General features: G+C 70.3%; 20 protein-coding genes. 17 read left to right on the top strand and 3 right to left on the bottom strand.

Going from position 1 to position 22203, the window contains the following annotated elements; genetic code table 11:
• Positions 1-131: 131 nt before the first annotated feature.
• The 16 genes from argC (at position 132) to PFX91_RS00025 (ending at position 17988) form a co-directional block, all read left to right on the top strand.
• The gene (argC, locus tag PFX91_RS00100) at positions 132-1160 is read left to right on the top strand and encodes an N-acetyl-gamma-glutamyl-phosphate reductase (RefSeq protein ID WP_285728482.1); all 1029 of its coding nucleotides are present in this window, start codon (positions 132-134) and stop codon (positions 1158-1160) included.
• A gap of 136 nt (positions 1161-1296) precedes the next feature.
• Complete coding sequence (locus PFX91_RS00095; RefSeq protein WP_285728481.1) at positions 1297-2082, top strand: bifunctional ornithine acetyltransferase/N-acetylglutamate synthase; 786 nt, start codon at positions 1297-1299, stop codon at positions 2080-2082.
• Positions 2079-3071 carry an acetylglutamate kinase gene (gene argB, locus PFX91_RS00090; protein ID WP_285728480.1) on the top strand — a complete coding sequence of 331 codons (993 nt, stop codon included), beginning with the start codon at positions 2079-2081 and terminating at the stop codon, positions 3069-3071. The genes PFX91_RS00095 and argB overlap by 4 nt, the downstream gene beginning before the upstream one ends.
• The gene (locus PFX91_RS00085) at positions 3068-4273 is read left to right on the top strand and encodes an acetylornithine transaminase (RefSeq protein WP_285728479.1); all 1206 of its coding nucleotides are present in this window, start codon (positions 3068-3070) and stop codon (positions 4271-4273) included. The genes argB and PFX91_RS00085 overlap by 4 nt, the downstream gene beginning before the upstream one ends.
• A gap of 2 nt (positions 4274-4275) precedes the next feature.
• Positions 4276-5223, top strand: coding sequence for an ornithine carbamoyltransferase (gene argF, locus PFX91_RS00080; RefSeq protein WP_285728478.1), 948 nt, complete (start codon positions 4276-4278; stop codon positions 5221-5223).
• Entirely contained in the window at positions 5223-5753 is a 531-nt protein-coding gene (locus PFX91_RS00075) for an arginine repressor (RefSeq protein ID WP_285728477.1), read from the top strand. Before argF ends, PFX91_RS00075 begins: the two co-directional genes overlap by 1 nt.
• Positions 5754-5901: 148 nt before the next feature.
• Positions 5902-7320 (top strand): argininosuccinate lyase, encoded by a 1419-nt coding sequence (gene argH / locus PFX91_RS00070; protein ID WP_285728476.1) that lies wholly within the window; start codon positions 5902-5904, stop codon positions 7318-7320.
• A 295-nt stretch (positions 7321-7615) separates the two neighbouring features.
• Positions 7616-10138, top strand: a complete 2523-nt coding sequence (locus PFX91_RS00065; RefSeq protein ID WP_285728475.1) for a sensor histidine kinase — start codon at positions 7616-7618, stop codon at positions 10136-10138.
• A gap of 1 nt (position 10139) precedes the next feature.
• Complete coding sequence (locus tag PFX91_RS00060) at positions 10140-10574, top strand: roadblock/LC7 domain-containing protein (RefSeq protein WP_285728474.1); 435 nt, start codon at positions 10140-10142, stop codon at positions 10572-10574.
• Positions 10571-11065 (top strand): DUF742 domain-containing protein, encoded by a 495-nt coding sequence (locus PFX91_RS00055; RefSeq protein ID WP_502888216.1) that lies wholly within the window; start codon positions 10571-10573, stop codon positions 11063-11065. The genes PFX91_RS00060 and PFX91_RS00055 overlap by 4 nt, the downstream gene beginning before the upstream one ends.
• A complete protein-coding gene (locus PFX91_RS00050; RefSeq protein WP_285728473.1) occupies positions 11046-11642 on the top strand; it encodes a GTP-binding protein in 597 nt (198 codons plus the stop codon). Before PFX91_RS00055 ends, PFX91_RS00050 begins: the two co-directional genes overlap by 20 nt.
• Before the next feature lie 155 nt (positions 11643-11797).
• The gene (locus PFX91_RS00045) at positions 11798-12709 is read left to right on the top strand and encodes a sirohydrochlorin chelatase (protein WP_285728472.1); all 912 of its coding nucleotides are present in this window, start codon (positions 11798-11800) and stop codon (positions 12707-12709) included.
• Between the two features lie 306 nt (positions 12710-13015).
• Entirely contained in the window at positions 13016-15322 is a 2307-nt protein-coding gene (locus PFX91_RS00040) for a sensor histidine kinase (protein WP_285728471.1), read from the top strand.
• 298 nt (positions 15323-15620) lie between these two features.
• Entirely contained in the window at positions 15621-16058 is a 438-nt protein-coding gene (locus PFX91_RS00035) for a DUF742 domain-containing protein (RefSeq protein ID WP_502888215.1), read from the top strand.
• Between the two features lie 69 nt (positions 16059-16127).
• A complete protein-coding gene (gene lhgD / locus PFX91_RS00030) occupies positions 16128-17339 on the top strand; it encodes an L-2-hydroxyglutarate dehydrogenase (RefSeq protein WP_285728470.1) in 1212 nt (403 codons plus the stop codon).
• A 241-nt stretch (positions 17340-17580) separates the two neighbouring features.
• The gene (locus PFX91_RS00025; protein WP_285728939.1) at positions 17581-17988 is read left to right on the top strand and encodes a hypothetical protein; all 408 of its coding nucleotides are present in this window, start codon (positions 17581-17583) and stop codon (positions 17986-17988) included.
• A 5-nt stretch (positions 17989-17993) separates the two neighbouring features.
• Here the strand turns inward: PFX91_RS00025 and PFX91_RS00020 are convergent, their stop codons facing one another.
• The 3 genes from PFX91_RS00020 to PFX91_RS00010 form a co-directional block, all read right to left on the bottom strand.
• Positions 17994-18686: an HNH endonuclease family protein gene (locus tag PFX91_RS00020; RefSeq protein WP_285728469.1), complete on the bottom strand. Its 693-nt coding sequence runs from the start codon at positions 18684-18686 to the stop codon at positions 17994-17996.
• Between the two features lie 107 nt (positions 18687-18793).
• Positions 18794-19363: a TetR/AcrR family transcriptional regulator gene (locus tag PFX91_RS00015; RefSeq protein WP_285728468.1), complete on the bottom strand. Its 570-nt coding sequence runs from the start codon at positions 19361-19363 to the stop codon at positions 18794-18796.
• Positions 19356-20168 (bottom strand): alpha/beta fold hydrolase, encoded by an 813-nt coding sequence (locus tag PFX91_RS00010; RefSeq protein WP_285728466.1) that lies wholly within the window; start codon positions 20166-20168, stop codon positions 19356-19358. The genes PFX91_RS00015 and PFX91_RS00010 overlap by 8 nt, the downstream gene beginning before the upstream one ends.
• Before the next feature lie 181 nt (positions 20169-20349).
• On the opposite strand from PFX91_RS00010, the gene tyrS reads away from it, so the two are divergent.
• Positions 20350-21648 (top strand): tyrosine--tRNA ligase, encoded by a 1299-nt coding sequence (gene tyrS / locus PFX91_RS00005; protein ID WP_285728464.1) that lies wholly within the window; start codon positions 20350-20352, stop codon positions 21646-21648.
• The last annotated feature ends 555 nt before the right edge of the window (positions 21649-22203 follow it).

Genomic DNA, 22203 nt, shown 5'->3' with positions numbered 1-22203 from the left:
TTTCGGAAGGCAACGGACGGCCCCTCGAAGGAGACCCCGACCACACCGGGCGGGGTCCTCACCGAACATGGTTGCATAAATTTACATTCGGATGCATGATAGTTCGGTCAGTTCGATCAGGGGGTACCACCGTGGGATACACAGCGGCCATCGCCGGGGCCAGCGGCTACGTGGGGGGCGAGCTGCTGCGCCTGCTTCTGGCGCATCCCGAGATCACCATCGGCGCGGTCACCGCGGGGAGCAACGCCGGGACCCCCCTCATCCGGCACCAGCCGCACCTGGTGCCCCTGGCCGACCGGATCCTGGCCCCCACCACCGCAGAGGAGCTGCGCGGCCACGACGTCGTCTACCTCGCCCTGCCGCACGGGCAGTCCGCCGACCTCGCCCAGCAGCTGGGCGACGACGTGCTCGTCGTCGACTGCGGTGCCGACTTCCGCCTCAACGACGCCGCCGCATGGGAACGCTTCTACGGCACCCCGCACGCGGGGACCTGGCCCTATGGTCTGCCCGAGCTGCCCGGACAGCGGGAACGGCTCGCCGGAGCCCGTCGCGTCGCCGTGCCCGGCTGCCACGTCACCGTCGCCACGCTCGCCCTCATGCCGGGCCTGGCCGAGCAGCTCGTCGAACCCGACCTGACGGTCGTGGCCGTCACCGGTACCTCCGGTGCGGGCAAGGCGCCCAAGCCCAACCTCGTCGGCAGTGAGGTCATGGGCGCCCTCAGCCCCTACGGCGTCGGCGGGACCCACCGGCACAACCCCGAGATCATCCAGAACCTGAGCTCGGTCACGGGGGAGTCGGTCACGTTGTCCTTCACCCCCATCCTGGCCCCCCTGCCCCGCGGCATCCTCGCCACCTGCACCGCGCCCCTCAAACAGGGGGTCACCGCCGACCAGGTCCGCGCCGCGTACCAGACCGCCTACGCCGACGAACCCTTCGTCCACCTGCTCCCCGAGGGCACCTGGCCCAGTACCGCCATGACGCTGGCCGCCAACACCACCCTCGTACAGGTCACCGTGGACGCCGACGCCAACCGCATGGTCGCCGTCGCCGCCTTGGACAACCTCACCAAGGGCACCGCGGGCGGCGCGCTCCAGAGCACCAATCTCGCCCTCGGCCTGCCCGAGGACACCGGCCTGCCGCTCGCCGCGGTCGCACCCTGAGGCCCCGAACGCCCACCGGGACGACCCGCCCGCCGCTCCGCCGCCGGCGCACGAAGCGGCGCCAGGCGTCCTCGCGGGGAGGGCCCCGCCGTCATACCGACAACGCTTCCGGCCGATCCATGAGGAAGGCAACACCGTGAGTGTCACCGCACCCCAGGGCTTTCGAGCCGCCGGAGTCTCCGCGGGGCTGAAGGGCGGCGGTGCCAGGGACGTGGCCGTGGTGGTCAACGAAGGCCCCTCACGGGCGGCCGGCGGTGTCTTCACCAGCGCCGAGGACGCCGCCGCCCCCGTCCTGTGGTCGCGGCAGGTGCTCTCCGGCGGACGCGTACGCGCCGTGGTCCTCTCCTCCGGAGGGGCCAACGTGAGCACCGGACCCCCCGGCTTCCAGGACGTGCACGCTCAGGCCGAACACATCGCCGACCTGCTGGGCGACTCCTCCTCGGAGGTCGCACTGTGCTCCGCCGGGGCGGTCGGCGTCCGTCCGTCCCTGCAAGCCCTGCGCCGGGGCGCGGCCGAAGCCCTGGCCGAGGCCTCGCGCGAGGGAGGACTGGCCGCGGCCGACGCCCTCCGCACCACCGACACCGTCGCCAAGATCGCCTTCCGCCGAGGCGACGGCTACACCGTCGGCGCCATGGCCAAGGGGCCGGACCCTTCGGTGTCCTCGGTGCTGTGCGTGCTGACCACCGACGCCGAACTCACCCCGGACCAGTGCCGGCGCCTCCTGGTCGACGCCGTCGGCAAGACCTTCGACCCACTGGAAGCCACCAACGACGCCGTGCTGCTCATGGCCAGTGGCGCCAGCGGAGTCATCCCCGGTGAGGACGCCCTCGCCGCACTGCTCACCGAGGTGCTCGCCGAGCTGGCCATCCAGGTCGGCTCCGACGTCCCCGTCCCCGACAACGACCAGGCCCAGGAATCATGAACGCGCGCTCCACACCACCCACCGAAGACCAGGCACGGGCCGCGGCCATAGACAAGGCCGCCACCCTCATCGAGGCGCTGCCCTGGCTCTCCCGTTTCCACGGTCGCACCGTCGTGGTCAAATACGGCGGCAACGCCATGGTCAGCGAGGAGCTGCGCGTCCGCTTCGCCGAATCCGTCGTCTTCCTGCACTACGCGGGCCTACGACCCGTGGTCGTGCACGGCGGGGGTCCCCAGATCAGCGCCCACCTCGACCGCTCGGGGGTGGAGTCCACCTTCACCGCGGGACTGCGTGTGACCACGGACGAGGCCATGGACATCGTCCGTATGGTCCTCACCGGTCAGGTCAACCGCGAGATCGTCGGCCTGGTCAACCGGCACGGCCCCTTCGCCGTCGGCATGTCCGGAGAGGACGCCAACCTCCTGGTGGCCGAGCGCAAGACCGTGGAGGTGGACGGCGAGAGCGTCGACCTCGGACGCGTCGGCGAGATCACCGGGGTCACTCCCGAGGCCGTCGCCGCACTCCTGGCGGACGGACGCATCCCGGTCATCTCCAGCGTCGCGCGCGCGGACGACGGCGGTGTCTACAACGTCAACGCCGACACCGCGGCCGCCGCCATCGCGGTCGCCCTGGGCGCCAGCAAGCTCATCATGCTCACCGACGTCGAGGGCCTGTTCTCGGACTACCCGCACAACACCGAGTTGATCAGCCGGCTGGACGTCGACGAGCTACGGGCCCTGCTGCCCTCCCTGTCCTCGGGCATGCTCCCGAAGATGGAGGCCTGCCTGCACGCCGTCGAAGGCGGTGTCCCTCAGGCCCACATCATCGACGGCCGCATCCCCCACTCCCTGCTCCTGGAGGTCTTCACCGACCAGGGCGTCGGCACCATGGTCGCCGACGAGGAGCTGGAGGCCGCCCTGCTCAGCGGGAACGGCCACAACCCGCGCCCCTGGCGCACCACCGACACGAACACAGGAGGCGCAAAGTGACCAGCGGTTCCGATCTGCGCGAGCGCTTCGCCGCCTCGCTCATGCCCACCTACGGCGTTCCGCCCATCGCCCTCACCCTCGGGCGAGGCTGCGAGGTCTACGACGCGGACGGCCGCCAGTACCTCGACCTCATCGCGGGGATCGCCGTCTCCAGCCTGGGACACGGCCATCCCGCCCTGGTCGAGGCGGTGGCCCGTCAGACGGCGACCCTCGCCCACACCAGCAACCTCTTCGTCCACGAGCGCGAGGTCGAACTCGCCGAGCGCCTCATCGGGCTGCTCGGAGGCGACGCCAAGATCTTCTTCACCAACTCCGGGACGGAGGCCAACGAGGCGGCCCTCAAACTGGTCAAGCGCGCCGCGGGGTCGGGGCGCCACTACTTCGTGGCGGCGGACAAGGGCTTCCACGGACGTACCTTTGGTGCCCTGGCGCTCACCGGCAAGGATTCCATCCGCGAGCCCTTCGGCCCCTTCGGCATGGACGTGCGCTTCGTCCCCCACGGCGACCTGGAAGCCCTGGCCGAGGCCGTCGACGAGCACTGCGTCGCGGTGTTCGCCGAACCCACCCAGGGCGAGGCGGGCGTCGTCCCCGCCCCGGAGGGCTATCTCCCCGGGGTCCGCCGTATCTGCGACGACACCGGCGCGGCCTTCGTGCTGGACGAGATCCAAAGCGGTATCGGCCGTACCGGACGGTGGTTCGCCCATCAGGCCGAGGAGGTGCGACCCGACGTGCTCACCCTCGCCAAGGGACTGGGAGGAGGCCTTCCCATCGGAGCCTGTGTCGGCTTCGGCCGCTTCGCCGACGCCTTCCACAAGGGAGACCACGGCTCCACCTTCGGTGGGAACCCCGTCGCCTGCGCCGCGGCACTCGCCGTGATCGACACCATCGAGAGCGAGGACCTCCTCGCCCACGCCACCGTCACCGGTGCCCTGCTGGCCGAGCAGCTCGACGCGGTCGACCATCCCCTGTTGGCGGGCCGGCGCGGCAGCGGGCTGTGGCGGGCCCTGGAACTGACCGCGCCCCACTCCGCCCACGTGCAGGAGCAGGCGGCCGTGCGCGGATTCCTGGTCAACGCCGTGGCCCCCGACGCCGTCCGCCTCGCTCCGCCCCTGGTCATCACCCCCGAGCAGATCGGTGTGTTCATCGAGGCACTGCCGACCATCCTGGACGCCGCCGACGCGGCCGCGACGAAGGAGCCGTAGTCGTGATCCGCCACTTCCTTCGCGACGACGATCTCACCCCCGACGAACAGGCGCGGGTGCTCGACCTCGCCGACGAGATGAAGGAGGACCGTTTCGGTCACCGGCCGCTCGCCGGTCCCCGCACCGTCGCCCTGCTCTTCGACAAGCCCTCCACCCGGACCCGTCTGTCCTTCGCCGTCGGCGTCGCCGACCTCGGCGGCAGCGCGCTGGTCCTGGACACGGGCACCACCCAGATGGGCCGAGGCGAACCCCTGGAGGACACCGCGAGGGTCCTCGAACGCCAGGTGGCCGCCGTCGTGTGGCGCACCTTCGCCCAGAGCGACCTGGAGACCCTCGCCGCCCACATCGCCGTCCCCGTGGTCAACTCCCTCAGTGACGAGTTCCACCCCTGCCAGGTCCTCGCCGACCTTCAGACCATCCGCGAACACAAGGGCGCCCTGACGGGGCTCACCCTGGCTTACCTCGGTGACGGCGCCAACAACATGGCCCACTCCTATCTGCTGGGCGGCGCCACGGCCGGACTCCACGTGCGGATCGGCGCTCCCGAGGGCCACCACCCCGACCCGACCGTGGTCGCCCGCGCCACCGAGATCGCCGAGGGCACCGGTGGATCGGTCACGGTCACCACCGACGCCCGCCAGGCCGCGCGGAACGCGGACGTCCTGGCCACCGACACCTGGATCTCCATGGGACAGGAGGACGAGACGGTGCGGCGTGAGGCCTCCTTCCGCCCCTACGCGATCGACACGGACCTGCTCGCCGTCGCCGACTCCGAGGCGATCGTCCTCCACTGCCTGCCGGCCTACCGGGGCAAGGAGATCGCCGCCGAGGTCATCGATGGGCCCCGGAGCGTGGTCTGGGACGAGGCCGAGAACCGTCGTCACGCGCAGAAGGCCCTGCTCGCCTTCCTGCTCGAGGCCGGCGACGACCCCGCGGCCGAAAGACCGTGATGACGGAGGGCGGCGGCACGGCGCCGATGACCAAGGCGGCCAGACACGCCCGCATCGCCGAGGTCCTCACACGCGAGGACGTGCGGTCCCAGGGGGAACTGGCCAAACGTCTGGCCGAGGCGGGCGTCCAGGTCACCCAGGCCACCCTGTCCCGGGATCTGGACGAACTGGGCGCGGTCAAGCTCCGCACCGCCGACGGACACCTGGCCTACGTGCTGCCGGGGGAGGGCGGCGAGCGGCTGCAACGCACCCGCCCCGACAGCCTCGACCTCGAACAGGTCTCCGGCGCCCGCCTGATCCGACTCGCGGAGGACCTGCTGGTCTCGGCCGAGGCCTCCGCCAACATGGTCATCGTCCGCACCCCGCCCGGCGCGGCCCAGTACCTGGCCTCGGCCATCGACCACACCGACTTCCACGCCATCCTGGGCACCATCGCCGGGGACGACACCATCCTGGTGATCTCCCGCGATCCCCAGGGCGGTGAGGAACTGGCCGCCGCGCTCCTGCGGCTGGCCGACCGCAGACCGTAGCCGTCCGCGCACGGCCGCGGCGGCACGACGTCCTTCCGCCCACCCGCGAAGAACGCCGCCCCGCGCGGTCGGCGCCCCGGCACGTCACACCCCGGCGGGCACGGGACCTCGACGGTCCCGTGCCCCATGAGAAAGGCAGGGACCTTCCATGGCCGACCAGCCCGAGGCGCTGCGCCTGTGGGGAGGCCGCTTCGAGGGCGGCCCCGACCAGGCCCTGGCACGGCTGTCACTGAGCACCCACTTCGACTGGCGCCTGGCCCGCCACGACATCGCCGGGTCCCGCGCGCACGCCCGAGGGCTGCACCGCGCCGGACTGCTCACCGAGGACGAACTGGAGCGCATGATCGCCGGCCTGGACCGGTTGGAGGCCGACGTGGCCTCCGGGGCGTTCACCCCCGTCCTGGCGGACGAGGACGTGCACACCGCGCTGGAGCGCGGCTTCATCGAGAGGGTCGGGCCCGAACTGGGCGGACGGCTGCGTGCGGGACGCTCGCGCAACGACCAGATCGCCACTCTGGTGCGCATGTACCTGCGAGAGGAGGCCCGCCGGATCGCCGACCGGGTGCTGGACCTGGTCCAGGCCCTGGCGGACCAGGCCGCCGCGCACCCCACCGCCGCCATGCCCGGCCGCACCCATCTTCAACACGCCCAGCCCGTACTGCTCGCCCACCAGTTGATGGCTCATGCCTGGCCGCTGATGCGCGACGTACAACGGCTGCGCGACTGGGACGGCCGCGCCGCGGTGTCGGCCTACGGCTCCGGCGCCCTCGCCGGCTCCTCCCTGGGCCTGGACCCCCGGGCGGTCGCCGAGGAACTGGGCTTTCCCGACTCGGTCGACAACTCCATCGACGGCACCGCCGCACGCGACGTGGTCGCCGAGTTCTCCTTCGTCAGCGCGATGATCGGTGTGGACCTGTCCAGGCTGTCGGAGGAGGTCATCCTCTGGGCGACCAAGGAGTTCTCCTTCGTCACACTCGACGACGCCTTCTCCACCGGCTCCTCGATCATGCCGCAGAAGAAGAACCCCGACGTCGCCGAACTCGCACGGGGCAAGGCCGGACGCCTGATCGGCGACCTCTCCGGACTGCTGGCCACCCTCAAGGGCCTTCCGTTGGCCTACAACCGTGACCTGCAAGAGGACAAGGAGCCGGTCTTCGACGCGGTGGACACCCTCCACCTGCTGCTCCCCGCCATGACCGGCATGGTCGCCACGCTCACCTTCCACACGGACCGGATGGCCGAACTGGCCCCGCAGGGGTTCTCCCTGGCCACGGACATCGCCGAGTGGCTCGTGCGCGAGCGCGTGCCCTTCCGGGAGGCGCACGAGATCGCGGGCACCTGTGTGCGTGTGTGCGAGGAGCGCGGTATCGACCTTCCCGACCTGGGAGACGAGGACCTCGCCGCCATCTCCGCGCACCTGACCCCGCAGGTGCGCGAGGTCCTCACGGTGTCGGGGTCGCTGGCCTCGCGCTCCGGAAAGGGCGGTACGGCGCCGGTCCGGGTCGCCGAGCAGCTGGAGCGGTTGCGTTCGCAGATCGACGAGCACCGTGGGGCCTTCGCCGTGTAGGCGCCGCCGATCGCCCCGATGTCCGGGCACGCGTCCCCGAGGGCGCGTGCCCGTTCGCGTTCGTGGTCGCCCCTTTCACGACCGGGTCCACGGAGTCCACGCCTCCCCGACATCCATTTTGGAATTCGCCGCCCGACCGCCAGGAGAGTGCGGTAGCGTCCTGACTCTGCGGGCACCACGCGTGGCATGCCCTGTGCACACAGTGACGTCTCCCTCAGTGCACGGCCCGTCGGTGCACCGGCGCGGTGTACCCACGCCCGACATGTGTCCGTGACCAGTCCGTGGGAGGAACGCAATGGGGAACCCGGGAGGCACCGGCCGCGGCGGCATCAGGTCTCAGATCAACACGATCGTGTTGATTCCCAGCATCACCTTTTTGGCGCTGTTCGCCGTGCTGAGTACCGCCACGCTCGTACAGGCGGTGTCGTTGCGCACCGCGGTCGGCGACGGGCGGGCCGGGATCGAGCTCGCCGAGGCGCTCGTCCTGTTGCAGGAGGAGCGTCGACTGGGCGCGGAGTACCTCGCAGACCCGGGCCCTGGCGGGCGGGAGACGTTCACGGGGGCGATCACGCTCACCGACGAGGCGCTCGCGTCCGTACACACGGTGCGCGACGTCCTCCACGACTCCGACGACCCGACCACCAGGTCCCTGGCGGAGGACTTCTTCTCCTCCTTGGACGAGATCGGAGAGCTGCGCGAGGCCGCCCTCGCCGATCCCGCTCCGTCCGAGGTCGACGTCACCGCCTACACCACCGCCGTCGAACAGGGCATCCGCCTCTACGCCGCCATCACCCGCTCCCTGGGTCACGGGCCCGCCTCCGCCGAGGCCGCGGCCGTGACCGACCTGATGTGGGCCCAGGAGAGCTTCAGTCACATCGACGCGATCATCGGTTCCGTGCTGGCCGAGAACACCGTGGACCGCGCGCAACAGACCCTGGTCGCGACACTGGTCTCCGACGCCCGTCACCGTGTCGAGACCGTCCACCCGACCTCCGCCGCGGACGGGGGCGAGGCCCCCACGGTGACCGCACTGTCCCGGAGCAGAGCCTGGCAGGAGGCGCTGTCCCTCGCCGAGGGACTCGCCCACCACGAGGCGTTCCCCGCGGGCGGTTCCTCCACCACGAACCAGGGGCACGGTCTCGAACCGCCCACCGGACTGGGGGACTGGAGGGAGACCGCCGACCAGGTCACGACCGACCTGGGGGCCATCACCACCGCCCGTGCCGAGGCCGTCGTCGCCGAGGCGGAGGGCGCCAGTTCCTGGATGCTCACCCTCGCCGTGGGAGGCGGCATCCTGTCCCTGTTCGCGGGCACCCTCGCCTATGGTGTGGCCGCCCGTTCGGCCGGCCGCCTCGTCTACCGACTCGCCCAGCTGCGCGCCGACACCCTGGGCACCGCGCGCAGCGACCTGCCACGCATCGTGCGCCGTCTGGAGGCCGGAGAGCACGTCGACCTCGACACCGAGATGAAACGACTCGACCACGGCGACGACGAGGTCGGCCAGGTGGCCGACGCCTTCAACATCGCCCAGCGCACCGCGGTGGGGGCCGCCGTGAAGCAGGCCGACATGCGGGCGGGGGTCAACCGGGTCTTCCTCGGCATCGCCCATCGCCACCAGTCACTGCTCCAACGCCAACTCCAACTGCTGGACCGTGTCGAACGCGAGGAGGACGACCCCGACCTGCTGGAGAGCCTCTTCCAACTCGACCACCTGGCGACCAGGGGGCGCCGTCACGCCGAGAACCTCATCATCCTGGGCGGGGCCCAGCCGGGGCGCCGCTGGCGCCACCCGGTCCCGCTCATGGACATCCTGCGCGGTGCCGTCTCCGAGACAGAGGAGTACGCGAGGGTCCGGTTGGCCTCGGTCCCCGAACTGTCGCTGGCCGGATCCGCCGTCGCCGACGTCATCCACCTCCTCGCCGAACTCGTGGAGAACGCCACCGCCTACTCCCCGCCGCACACCGAGGTGACCATCTCCTGTGAGTCCGTGCCCAAGGGAGTGGCGGTGGAGATCGAGGACCGTGGTCTGGGGATGACCGAGGAGGTACTGGCCGATGCCAACAGGACCCTCAGCGAGGCACCGGAGTTCGACATGATGACACCCGGAGCGGACTCGCGCCTGGGGTTGTTCGTGGTCGCCCGCCTGGCGGTCAAACACGACATCCGGGTGCAGTTGCGGCACTCGCCCTACGGGGGGACCCGTGCCGTGGTGCTCCTCCCCAACGCCCTCATCGCCTCCTCCGCCCCCGAGCGTTCCCACGTCGCGCTCACGCAGGGCGTCCCCTGCGCGCCGCGGGAGTCGGCGGAGGAACGGGAGCGCGCCGACCTGCTCGCCGTGGGAGAGGCGCCTCGCACCACACGTCCCGTCCTGCGTCCGGTGCCGCGCTACGGCGACGACCGACACGAGGGGGCCGAGCGCTCCGACCGCGACGCCCCTCTGTTGCGCCGGGTCCCTCCGCCCTCCCCCGCATCGGCCTCCGCGTCGACGGAGCGGAGCGGTCCCTCCGGGACCGACGTCCGGGGCGACCGCGTCGGTCCCGAGGCGGACCGTCCCCGATTGCCCAGGCGCAGGCGCCAGGCCAACCTCGCCCCCCAACTCAGGACCGAACCCGGCCCCGGACGGGAGGGGTCCGTCCCCTCGGGTCCCGTCGAACGGAGCCCCGAACAGGCACGGCGGATGATGAACGCCTTCAGTGCCGGAACCCGGCGCGGGCGAGCCGCGGGCATCGACGCCGACACCGGCGATGGCGTGCGTGAACACAGCAGTGACGGTCAGGTCGGCGCGAGCGTCGACGATCACACGGGAGAGAGCGACTAACATGGTGGGCAAGAGCAAGGCCGCGGACAATCTGGACTGGCTCCTGGACGACCTGGTCGACCGAGTCGTGGGGGCCGAACACGCGGTCGTGCTGTCGGCCGACGGTTTGCTGCTCGGAGGCTCACGGGGGCTGGCGCCCCAGGACGCCGAACACCTGTCGGCCCTGGCCTCGGCCTTCCAGAGTCTGGCGAGGGGAACGGGACGGCACTTCGGTGGGGGAGACGTCCGTCAGACGGTGGTGGAGATGGAACGTTCCTACCTTTTCGTCACGGCCGCGGGGGCGGGGGCCTGCCTGGCGGTACTGGCGACGGAGGACGCCGACGTCGGGCTCGTCGCCTACGAGATGAACCTGAGGGTCAAGAGGGTGGGCCAATTCCTGACCGCCGCACCGCGTCGGCCGGGCCCGCTCACAGTCGCGGGGAGGGCCGGTTCGTGAGCACGTCGGGAGACAGGTACGGAGCGGGCCCGCCCCACGCCGTGGCGGCGGAGCGGGTCCGAGAGCCGGCGCAGAGAAGTCGGACGGAGACATGGCACCGGGGCGGAGAACATCCGACGTCCGAGGGTCCCTCCTCGGGGGTCGCGCTCGGCGAGACCTCGGCGGGTCCGTTGGTACGTCCCTACACCATGACGCGAGGACGCACCCGACCCTCCACCGGACCACGCCTGGACCTGGTCACCATCGTGGTCGCCGCGCGCACGCAAGGGGACCCCGGCCGCGAACCCGAACACGAGGCGATCCTGCGCCTGTGCCGCAGACCGATATCGGTGGCGGAGATCTCCGCCCGACTCGACATCCCCCTCACCGTGGTCCGGGTCCTGTTGGGGGACCTGCTCGCCGAGGGGGACGTGCGCACGCGGGCGACCATGACACGGCTTCCCGAGAAGAAAGTACTTCAGGCGGTACTCGATGGCATCCGCAGACTCTGACGTCAGGCCACAGGAGACGATCCCCCATGCGGTCAAGATCGTCATCGCCGGTGGGTTCGGTGCGGGGAAGACCACGCTGGTCACCTCCGTCAGTGAGATCGCTCCGCTGAGCACCGAGGAGGTGATGACCGAGGCCAGCTACGGAGTGGACGACCTCGGGGGAGTGGAGCAGAAGGCCACCACCACGGTGGCCTTGGACTTCGGTCGTATCACCATCAACACCGACATCGTCCTGTACCTGTTCGGCACCCCCGGTCAGGACCGGTTCTGGTTCATGTGGGACGAACTGGCGGAAGGGGCGCTCGGCGCGGTCGTGCTGGCGGACACCCGCCGCCTGGACACCTGCTTCCACGCCGTGGACTTCTTCGAGCGGCGGAGGGTCCCCTTCGTGGTCGCGGTGAACCGTTTCGAGGGCTCCACCGCCTACGGTGAGGCGGAGGTCCGTGAGGCGCTGGACGTCTCAGCGGAGACCCCCGTCATCATGGCCGACGCTCGCGAGCGCGAGTCCTGTAAGGAGGTTCTGGTCGCCCTGGTCACCCACGTCCTCCGAGGGCGGAGCCCGGCCATGAGCCGATGAGGGGGCGAGGCGGCACCCTGGGCACCCACGTGAGAGCGATCCGGTATACGTTCTGGGATACTCCCATGAAACAGGGTGCCGAACGCTACAATGTCGCGGCAATGACCTCCCTGCCCGAACGGGCACCCCCATCCGCCTCTCACCTGAATCCTGGTATGCGAAATTCTGATCGACTTCCCCCACGCGAACTGCCCAAGCGCCGTTCCGGGCGCCACCGTAACCCCTTGTCCTTCGACAGCTGGTTCGGTACGCCTGCTCTGATCATGGCGGTTCCGGGCACCGCCGAGAGGGCCCAGGGCGTTGACGGTGAGTCGGCCGGTGCCCGCATGGCCGAACTCGTGCGGGCCTACCGGCCCGAGGTCACCATCCGCTACGGGCACACCGAGGGCGGTGAGCAGACCCTCGCCGAAGCGCTCACCGACCTGGAGGACTCCCACGAGCGACCGCTGGCCGGTGTCGTCGTCCCTCTGGTCACGGCCCCCCACGCGGGGGTGTCCGCCGCGGTCGACGAGGCCGTCTCCCGGTCCGGTGCCAACGTACGCGTCACCGAGGGACTGGGCCCGCACCCCATGCTCGCCGAAGCGTTGCACCTTCGTCTGGCCGAGGCGGGATACGTACGCGCCGACCGGATGCGACTGATCAGCGTGGTGGCCCGTAACACCACCATGGCGGACGGAGTCGTGGTCGGCGCGGTCGGCGGTGAGGGGGCCGTGGGCGCCGCGGGCGTGACCGCGGTGCTGCTCGCAGCCCGCCTGGGACTGACCGTTCTTCCCGCCGACCTGGAGGATGAGGCCTCGGTCGGACAGGTGGTGGAGCAGCTGCGCCAGGGCGGCTGCCGGCGCCCCGTGATCGCGCCCAGCGCCCTGGGGCCGGAGCTTCCCGAGTTGGAGGCGATGGCCGTGCGTCTGGGGACCGAACTCGGAGCGCCCCTGGGCCCGGACGGTCTGCTGGGCAAGATCGCCGCCCTGCGCTACGCCGAGGTGCTCAACTCCCTGGGGGTGGAGCAGCCGCCCACGGTCGACGAACTGCCGGCCCCCGTGGGCTCACGGCACCGGCCGGAGTCCTGAGCGCGGGAACGGGACCCGCGGGCCCGATCACGAGCCGGCACGAACAACGCGCCGCGCCCCCACGTGTGTTGCCATCCAAGGGCCGTCCGCCGAGCGGACGGCCCTTCGTCGTCGGCCCTGGAAGTCGGGCGGCTCCTCCCATGGAAACCGGCGCGGCACACCCTCGGAAAGCGGACCGTCAAAGAAACGGCAACTGATAGTGATCGTTTGACAGCATAAAGCAAGGATTTTTCGATAGCCTCGGCACGACCGAAAGCCGCCGGGGCGCCCTCCTGGAGCCCGGCATCCGCACCGGCTGGAGGGGCCATGCGCACAACCCGCCAAAAAGCGCCGACGATCCGGGCACAGCTCACCCGCATCATGCTGATCCCGAGCCTGTGTTTCCTCGTGCTCTGGCTCGTCGTGGCCGCCTTCGGAACGGCCCGGGCGGTCCAGCTCATGAGCGCCGTCGCCCAAGCACGTGAGGGAACCCAGATCCTCTCCGAAGCGGCCGAGCAGTTGCGCTCCGAACGTCGTCTGTCCCTGGTCTACCTGGGTCACTTCGAACGGGGCGGACCCGACATCGAGGTCGGTGACGCCCTGGACGAGCAGCGTGAGGCCACCGACACGGCGATGGAGGCCGTCGTCGTGCTCGCCAAGGACCTGCGTGGTACCCGTGACGACGAGGTCCAGCGCAGCGCCATCGCCCTCCTGGACGGTCCCGAGGCCCTGGCGGAGGTGCGCACGCGCATCGACGAGCACACCGCCGAACAGGAGGAGACCCTCCTACGCTACGGCGGGCTCCTGGACGCCACCACCCAGGCCACCACCGCGCTCGTGCACACCACCGACGGCGGAGAGAACCTCACCGACGCGGTCCTGACCAGTGAACTGCTCAAGGCGCGCTCGGCCTACGCCACCGCCGACGCCCTGCTCGCGGGGAACATCGCTCGCGGGGCGATGAGCTACGAGGAGACGGCGCACTTCACCTACCTCACGGCCTCCTATCGCGAGACCCTCCAGTCGGCCGACGCCGTCATGCACCCGAGTGTGCGGGCACGCTACGACGCGATGACCGCGCAGCCCTACTGGGGGCGGGCCGAGGAGCTCAGCCGCCAGGTGGTCACCCGGACCCCGATCGTCGAACCGGCACCCGAGACGGAGGGTGCCTCGGACGAAAGACCCCACATCCGGTGGAACACGGAGATCGACGTCGACGCGGCCGAATGGGACGACTCCTCCACCAGGTCCGTGGTGGCGCTGGACGACCTGGTCGGAGTCCAGGCCGCGCGTACCGTGGACCTGGCCTGGAGCACGGCCCTTGTACAGGTGGCGCTCGCGGCGGCGGCCGCCGTGCTCACCCTGGTGGGCGGAGTGGCGGCCATCGCGGTGGTGGGCCGTTCCTCGCGTCGTCTCACAGACCGCCTGACCCGTCTGCGCGGACAGATCCTGGAGCGCGATGAGGATCTGCCCGACATCGTCGAACGCGTCCAGCGTGGAGAGAAGGTGGACGTCCAAGAGGAGCTGCCACCGTTGGAGGAGTGCGGCGAGGACGAGATCGGGCAGGTGGCCGAGGCCTTCGACACCGCCCAGCTCACCGCGGTGGAGTCGGCGGTACGCCAGGCCGAGATCCGCAGGGGCGCCAACCGGGCCTTCCTGGACATCGCCTTTCGCAACCAGACCCTGGTCCAGCGCCAACTCCGCCTGCTCGACGAGATCGAGTACCACGAACAGGAGCCCGAGGCGCTACGTCGCCTGTTCCGCCTGGACCACCTGGTCACCCGGGCCCGCCGTTACGCCGACAACCTCATCATCCTCGGCGGCGGTCAGTCGGCCCGCCGCTGGCGTCGGCCGCGTCCGCTGGTGGACGTGCTGCGGGCCGCCATCGCCGAGACCGAGGACTTCGAACGCGTGCGTCTGACCTCCGCGCCCCGGGTGCTCCTGCACGGTCAGGCGGTGTCGGACGTGGTGCACCTGCTCGCCGAACTGGTGGAGAACGCCACCCAGTTCTCCCCGGCCGGCACGCCCGTGGACGTCGCTTGCACCCCGGTGGCGGAGGGACTGCTGGTGGAGATCGAGGACCGGGGACTGGGCATGTCCGAGCACGGCTACGCGGCGGCCGAACGCACCCTCACCCAGCCGCCCGAATTCGACATGATGGCGATCCCCGACGATCCCAGGCTCGGGCTCTTCGTCGTCTCCCGGCTGGCGGAGCGGCACGGCGTCCGCGTGTGGCTGCGCCCCTCCTCCTACGGCGGGACCCGGGCGACCGCGCTCCTGCCCAGCGCGTTGCTGGAACCGGTGGAGAGTCCGGTGACGATCACCGGCGCCCTGACGGACGGTGGCGGGCCGCCGGGGACACGGGGTGGCGTGCACGGGAACGGGGATCTCGCGCCGTCCGACACCGGCAACGGCAACGGACACGCCGTCCCAGGGCACACCGGACCGCAGCCCTTCCCCGTGCCGACGATCGGCCACGACGGACGGACTCCACCCACCGGGGAACCGCACGGGCACGTTCGTGCCCCCGGGCACACCGGGCCCCAGGCTCCCGTGTCGTCCGGCGGGCCGGCCCGCACCGACGGACCCGTGCACCGTACGCCCACCCCGCCGAGGGGGCGCGATGAGGACTAGGGCCTGTTCCTCCCACAGCACTCCGGAACCCCAGGGGAACGGGGGGACACCGGAGGTACGACCGCGCGGTACGGGCCGTCGGACCGAAGACGTCGAAGGCTCCCCCACCCCGGATGCCCGGGCTCGAACCCGGCCACAGCACGGCTCCGCGCGGGACACGGCGAGCGTGCCACAGGCCCCTGTGCCGGGGAGGCCCACGTGGGGCGGGGCCGCGCGTAACGATCCTGGAGGGTGGAGGGTGACGGACGAGGAGCGCGGCGAAGGACAAAGGAGAACACGGCCCGGCCGAGGAGACAGGGTGAGAGCCGACAGCCCGTACGACAGGACAAGGCAGGACACGGACCCCGGACCGGTGCCGGGCGGGGGACCGCGCTACGAGGACGACCCCGCACAGGAGCGCTTCCTACGCCCCTTCGCCGTGGCGGCGGGAGACCCCGACGCACACGCCCTGGTCTCAGGGCCCTGCGGGCCCGACCTGCTCAGCCTGGTCGTCGCCGCCCGCACCCCGGGACGCCGAGAATGGTTGCGCCCCGAGCGCGAGGCCATCCTCGGACACGCCCTGCACGCCCGGACCGTGGTCGAGCTCGCCGCGGAGGTGCGACTGCCGGTCGGCCAGGTCAGGGGCATCGTCGCGGCGATGATCGCCGACGGCTCGCTCCAGCGCTGCGGTCCCTCCCGTCCCCTCGACCGGGAGGACATCCTGCACGCCGTTCTGGTCGGCCTCCGCGCGTTGTGACCTGATCCCACGGAACGGCCATGGTCCCCGGTCGGTCGAGGACGGGACCTCCGTTGCTAACGTGCCGCCATGCGCAGCAGCGAACACATCGGCATCGTCGGAGCGGGGATCGTCGGCCTGGCCCTGGCGCGCCACCTCGCCCTCCATCGCCACGGTGCCCGTGTCACCGTCCTGGAGAAGGAGGGCGATGTCGCCGCACACCAGAGCGGACACAACAGCGGTGTCGTCCACGCGGGGCTCTACTACAGGCCCGGCTCCCTCAAGGCCGTCCTGTGCCGACGCGGTGTCGGCCTGCTCAGGGACTACTGCTCCCAGCACGGACTGCCCTACCAGCGGGTGGGCAAGGTCCTGGTGGCCACGGACGCCTCCGACGAGGCACGCCTGGACGACATCGGACGCAGGGCCGAGGACAACGGTGTTCCCGATGTGGCCAGACTGGGTCCGGAGGGCCTGCGCGAGATCGAGCCCCACGCGGTCGGCACCGGGGCACTGTACTCACCCCACACCGCCATCACCGACTTCACCGCCGTCGCCGAGCAGCTCGCGGACGACGTGCGTCGCTCCGGAGGGCGGGTCCTGCTCAACACCCCGGTGCTCGGTCTGCGTCAGGACCAGGACGGTGTGCGGGTCCTGAGCGCGGATCCGCGGGGGGAACGCCTCGTCCACCGCTTCGACCGTCTCGTGCTGTGCGGTGGGCTGCACAGCGACCGGCTCGCCCGCATGGCGGGGGCCGCCGAGGACCCCCGGGTGGTGCCCTTCCGGGGTCAGTACCACGAACTCGTCCCCGAACGTCGCCACCTGGTCAAAGGCCTGCTCTATCCCGTACCCGACCCCCGCCACCCCTTTCTCGGGGTGCATCTGACCCGCCACGTGCACGGTGAGGTCATGGCGGGGCCCAACGCGGTCCTGGCCACGGCGCTGGAGGGCTACCGGGCCGGTGAGCTGCGGGTCGACGAATTCGCGCGAACCCTGACCTGGCCGGGATTTTGGCGTCTGGCCCGCCGCCACTGGGCGGTGGGGGCCAAGGAGATCCTGGTGTCGGCCTCACGTGCGGCCTTCGCCTCGCGGGTCAGGCGGTTGCTGCCCGAGCTGACGGCCGCGGACCTGCGTCCGGCCCCGGCCGGGGTGCGGGCCCAGGCCCTGGCCCGAGACGGGACCCTGCTCGACGACTTCCACGTCGACACGCACGGACATGTGGTGTGCGTGCGCAACGCGCCCTCACCCGCGGCCACGTCCTCCCTGGCGATCGCCGAGTTCCTCACGGACACGTTCATCTCCTGACCCGACGGGTAGGCCGCCCCGGTGCGAGGTGGCGCGTGTCGGGGAAGGTTCTCCACAGGACGGAGGTCACCCTGGTACTGGTTCGCGTGGCACCGCACCATAAGGAACGGCGGCGTCGCGGGACGGTCCCGCGACGCCGCCGGAGGTGACCATGCACGTTGTCCGGTGGATCGTGGTGCTCCTTGTCGCCACGTTCGCACTCGTCTCGGTTCCGGCCGCAGCCGACCCAGGAGGGGAAGAGTTGGACGGATTCACCATCGAGCACCTGCCCGAGCAGATCGACGACCGGACCTCGGTGTCCGACTTCGAGTACGAGTGGGGTGACGTGTCCTTCTCCAGCAGGGTGTGGGAGAAGGCCCTGGAGGGCGGAGGGGCCAAGGTCGTCCTCCAGATCCTCGTCATGCGAGGAACCGGCCTCACGGACATGGCGGCGCTACGCGATTTCCTCGTCGAGTACCACGAGCGCTCACCGGACTGGGAGCTCACCGAGTTCGACCATCACGGCCTCCCGGCCCTGCACGGTGAGACCGAGGCCTTCTGGCTCCCGACCGAGGGTGTGGCGATCGAGGTACGTGACGCCCTCGGCCTCCTGGGACGGGAAGAGTTGTTGGCCACGGCTCGCGGGATCAGGTTCACCGACCCGAGATGAGCGCCTCAACAACCGGCCAGCACCTCGCGCAGCGCCGTCTCCTCGTCCGGATCCACGCTCAGTTCCCACACGTGCTTGACCTCGATCCATGAGACCACGTAGTCGCAGTGAGAGGACTCCGACGGCGGCAGCCACTCCGACGGATCGGCGTCCGACTTGGAGCGGTTGGTGGAGGCGCTCACGGCCCATAGTTGGGAGGATTCCATGTCGTTGGCGAAACGCCCGCGCTCCTCGGTCGTCCAGGCGTGTGCACCCGAACGCCAGCCCTCCTTCAACGGCACCATGTGGTCGATGTCCACGTCCTGGGCGTCGGTGAGGGTCTCACCGTCGTAGGCGCTGTACCAGGAACCCTCCACAGGCCGGCAGTCGTCGTCGGTCTCCACCCCCTCGCCGTCACGCAACAGCACGGCCTGGCGGGTACTGCAACCGTCCTGCACATCCGAGTCCCAGTGAGGGAAGAGCGAACGGTCGTATCCCGGGGGGTCGTTCTCCTCCTCCACCCGCAGTTCCTCCAGTTGCAGGCGGGCCTGTTCCACCGACAGATCCGAAGAAGGGGCGTCGTCGGCCCGCGGTTCCGTGGGGCTCTCCCGATCCAACTCGATCACGCCCAGTTGGTACAGGACGAAAGCGGTGACAGCGAGGACGCCGACGACGGCGGAAACGACACCGCTGATCTTCGACGAGGCATTCTTGGGCATGAGGGAACTCCACAACACTTCGGGCACCGCGGAAACGGCGACGATGGTGTCACCAGCTTGGCCTATGTCCGCGACCGGAGGGAACACCGTCCGGGGACAGGGATCCCTCACCCCGAGGCGGACCACGACCGGAAGACGCGCACGAAACCCTCCACCACGAGCGCGTAGGACTCGTTCACGTCCTCGGGAAGTCCGAAGCCGCCACGCATCTCCAGGTCCACGAACCCGTGCAGCCCGCTGCGCAGGGCCCGGATCGCGTGGACCATCCGTTCCTCCGGGATGTCGAACCCGCGCAGTACCGCCGCCAGGACGGTCACCGGATCGTGGGAGAGCTCCACCTCGGCCCCCGCCCATCGGGGCATCTGCTGTAAGGCGGCGTAACGTCCGGGATGGGCGTGTGCGTAGCGGCGATAGGCATCGGCCGTCGCGCGCAGCGCGTCGGGACCGGAGCGGCCCACCGCGGCCCGTTGCAGACACGCGCCGATGTCGTTCACACCCAACAACGCCACTTCTCGACGTAGCCCCGGGAGTCCGTCGACATGCTTGTACAGACTGGGTGTGGCGACCCCGAGCCGGGCGGCGACCATGGCCAGGGAAAGGGAGTCGAAACCCCTCTCGTCGCTGAGCCGGGCCGCCTCCTGGACCACCAGTGCCGGAGTCAGACCGGCTCTAGACATCGGCCGCGACCTCCTCGACCAGGCGGACCAGGGCGGGTACGACCACGTCCGGGCGCTGGGCGTGCGCGTAGTGGCCGCACTCGGGCACCATCACCACCGAACCGCGGACCACCGAGGCCGCCCACGTGGCCTCGGCACGCGGGTCCTTCCAGTCGGGGTCCTGCTCGCCCATGATCACCACGGCGCGAGCCCGCATCCCCTCCGAGTCGGTGACCGTCGAGGAGGGCGCGTAGACGGTCCGGTGTACGGCTCGGTAGCGGTCGGCGGGTCGCAGCATCGCCCGGACGAGTGCGCGTTGGTGTTCGTGCCCCTCCGGGGTGCGACCCGTGTGCAGGGTGTCGTAGTAGTACGTCAGGAAGCGAGGCCCCCAGGGGCGTAGCAGGGCCAGCCGCATGAGGGCCCTGGTGAGCGGCCCGAGGGAGGGCTGTCGTAGGAACGGGCCGAGCAGGGCGATGCCCGCCACCAGGTCGGGCCGGTCCTTGGCCGCGATCGTCACGGCGGCGGCGCCCATGGAGTTGCCCACCATCACCACGTTCCTTCCTCCCAACTCCTCGGCGAGCGCGCTCGCGTCGTCGGCCGCCGCTCGGTCGGTGTGGTCGTCGAAGGTGGTGTCGCTGTCACCGTGGCCGCGCAGGTCCATGGCCGCGACCCGGTATCCGGCAGTGGCCAGACCGGTTCCGACGAACCGGAAGGAGTGGCGGTGGTCGAACATGCCGGGCACACAGACCACGAGAGGACCCTCGTTCTCCGCTCCGTAGAGGTCGTAGGCGATGCGCCCCCCGGGGCGTTCGAGGTGGTGTGTCATGGTTCCCCTCCGCTTGGGCTATGAGCCTTATCTTCGAAGCTAATCCCATTAGCCAAGAGGGTCAAGCAGGAGCGGATAGCGTGAAACGGTGGACGGGCGGACGTCCGGTCTCCGGAGTCCGACCTACACTCAAGGCAGATCCAGCCCTTCCAGGGCCGTCTCGACGACAGAGAGCACTACAGTGACCGACATCATCGACGAACTCCAGTGGCGCGGCCTGCTCGCGCAGACGACCGACCTTGACGCACTGCGCAAGGCGCTCGCCGATGGTCCGATCACCTTGTATTGCGGTTTCGACCCGACCGCGGGCAGTCTGCACGTGGGGCACCTCATCCAGGCGCTGACCCTGGCCCGTTTCCAACAGGCGGGGCACCGCCCGATCGCCCTGGTCGGCGGTGGCACCGGTCTCATCGGAGACCCCAAGCCCACCGGCGAGCGTCAGCTGAACCCGACGGAGACCGTGCGGGAATGGGTCGACAACCTGGCCCGTCAGCTGTCGGCGTTCCTGCGTTTCGCCCCCGAGGGGGAGCAGCCCGGGCCGACGGACGCCGTCCTGGCGGACAACGCGGATTGGCTGGGCGGGATCAACGCCATCGAACTGCTGCGCGACGTCGGCAAGCACTTCAGCATCAACCAGATGCTCGCCCGGGAGACGGTCAAGAGCCGTCTCGACGGTGAGGGGATGAGCTACACCGAGTTCAGTTACGTGTTGTTGCAGTCCTACGACTACGTGCAGCTCTACCGGCGTTACGGGTGCACACTACAGACCGGCGGCTCCGACCAGTGGGGCAACATCACGGCGGGGCTGGACCTGGTGCGACGCATGGACGGCAACGAGCCGCACGGTCCGGCGCACGGGCTGACCACGAACCTGCTGACCAAGGCGGACGGCACCAAGTTCGGCAAGACCGAGACGGGCACCGTCTGGCTCGATCCCGAACTGACCTCGCCCTACGCCTTCTACCAGTTCTGGTTCAACACCGACGACCGCGACGTGGTGCGTTACCTGAAGAGCTTCAGTTTCCGCGGGCAGAGCGAGATCGAAGAGCTGGAGCGCCAGACCGCGGAACGCCCGCAGGCGCGTGCGGCCCAGCGTGTTCTGGCGGAGGACCTCACCACCTTGGTGCACGGGGAAGAGGAGTGCCGCAAGGTCAAGGAGGCCAGTCTGGCCCTGTTCGGCCGTGCCGACCTGGCGGAACTGGACGCCCGCACACTGGAGGCGGCCCTGGCCGAGGTGCCCAAGGCCGAGGTCTCGGGGCCGGTGAGCGAGCTGCTCGTGAGCGACCTGTTCGCGCAGAGCGGTCTGACCCCGAGCAAGTCCGCGGCCCGCCGCGCCATCCAGGAGGGTGGTGCCTACGTGAACAACGTCAAGGTCACCGATGTGGAGGCCACGCTCGGCCCGGAGGACGTGTTGCGGGATCGCTTCGTGGTGCTGCGCAGGGGTAAGCGCAACATCGGTGGCGTCGTCATCGGCGGCTGACCTCGCCCGTGGGTCGACGCCCCTTCGGGCGTCGACCCACGTGGGACCGGAAGAGCCCCCGGACATCCCGACCGCTCTCACTCCTTGTGGAGGGTCCCTGTCCTTGGTCGTGGATCCTGGGTTGACGCCGCACGCACCCTGCCCTATAGTTGACCGGGTCGCTGCGGGACGGCGAGAGGCTCCAACGGGGGCCGACTCGGAACCGGACCGCGTTCTGCGAACCTCCTTCCGAACTCCATCCGGTCCGAGCATCGCCTCGGAGCGGGTAAGCTCAGGAGGCCGCCTCGCGAGAGGCACCTTCACTTCCTCTCAGAGCGTTTCCACGCCGAATCGCTGATTTGGCGGGCAACGGAACCCCTGATAAAGTGAAGACACAACAAAGCGGAAACGCAGACGTCTTCCACGGAAAAGCAACCGGAAACGGTTGAGACTCGTACGGGAAGAACGGTTGCTTCTTGAGAACTCAACAGCGCGTGTTCGATAATCTTTAAGCCATAGTTTGTTTTGGCCCCGACACACCACACCCTTCACGGGGTGTGTGATGTGCAGGGTTCC

It is taken from the genome of Nocardiopsis sp. ATB16-24 (genome assembly GCF_030271535.1).
GTDB lineage: Bacteria > Actinomycetota > Actinomycetes > Streptosporangiales > Streptosporangiaceae > Nocardiopsis.
Note: the sequence above shows the minus strand (reverse complement) of the source record. Positions and strands in the feature narration are given on the sequence as shown.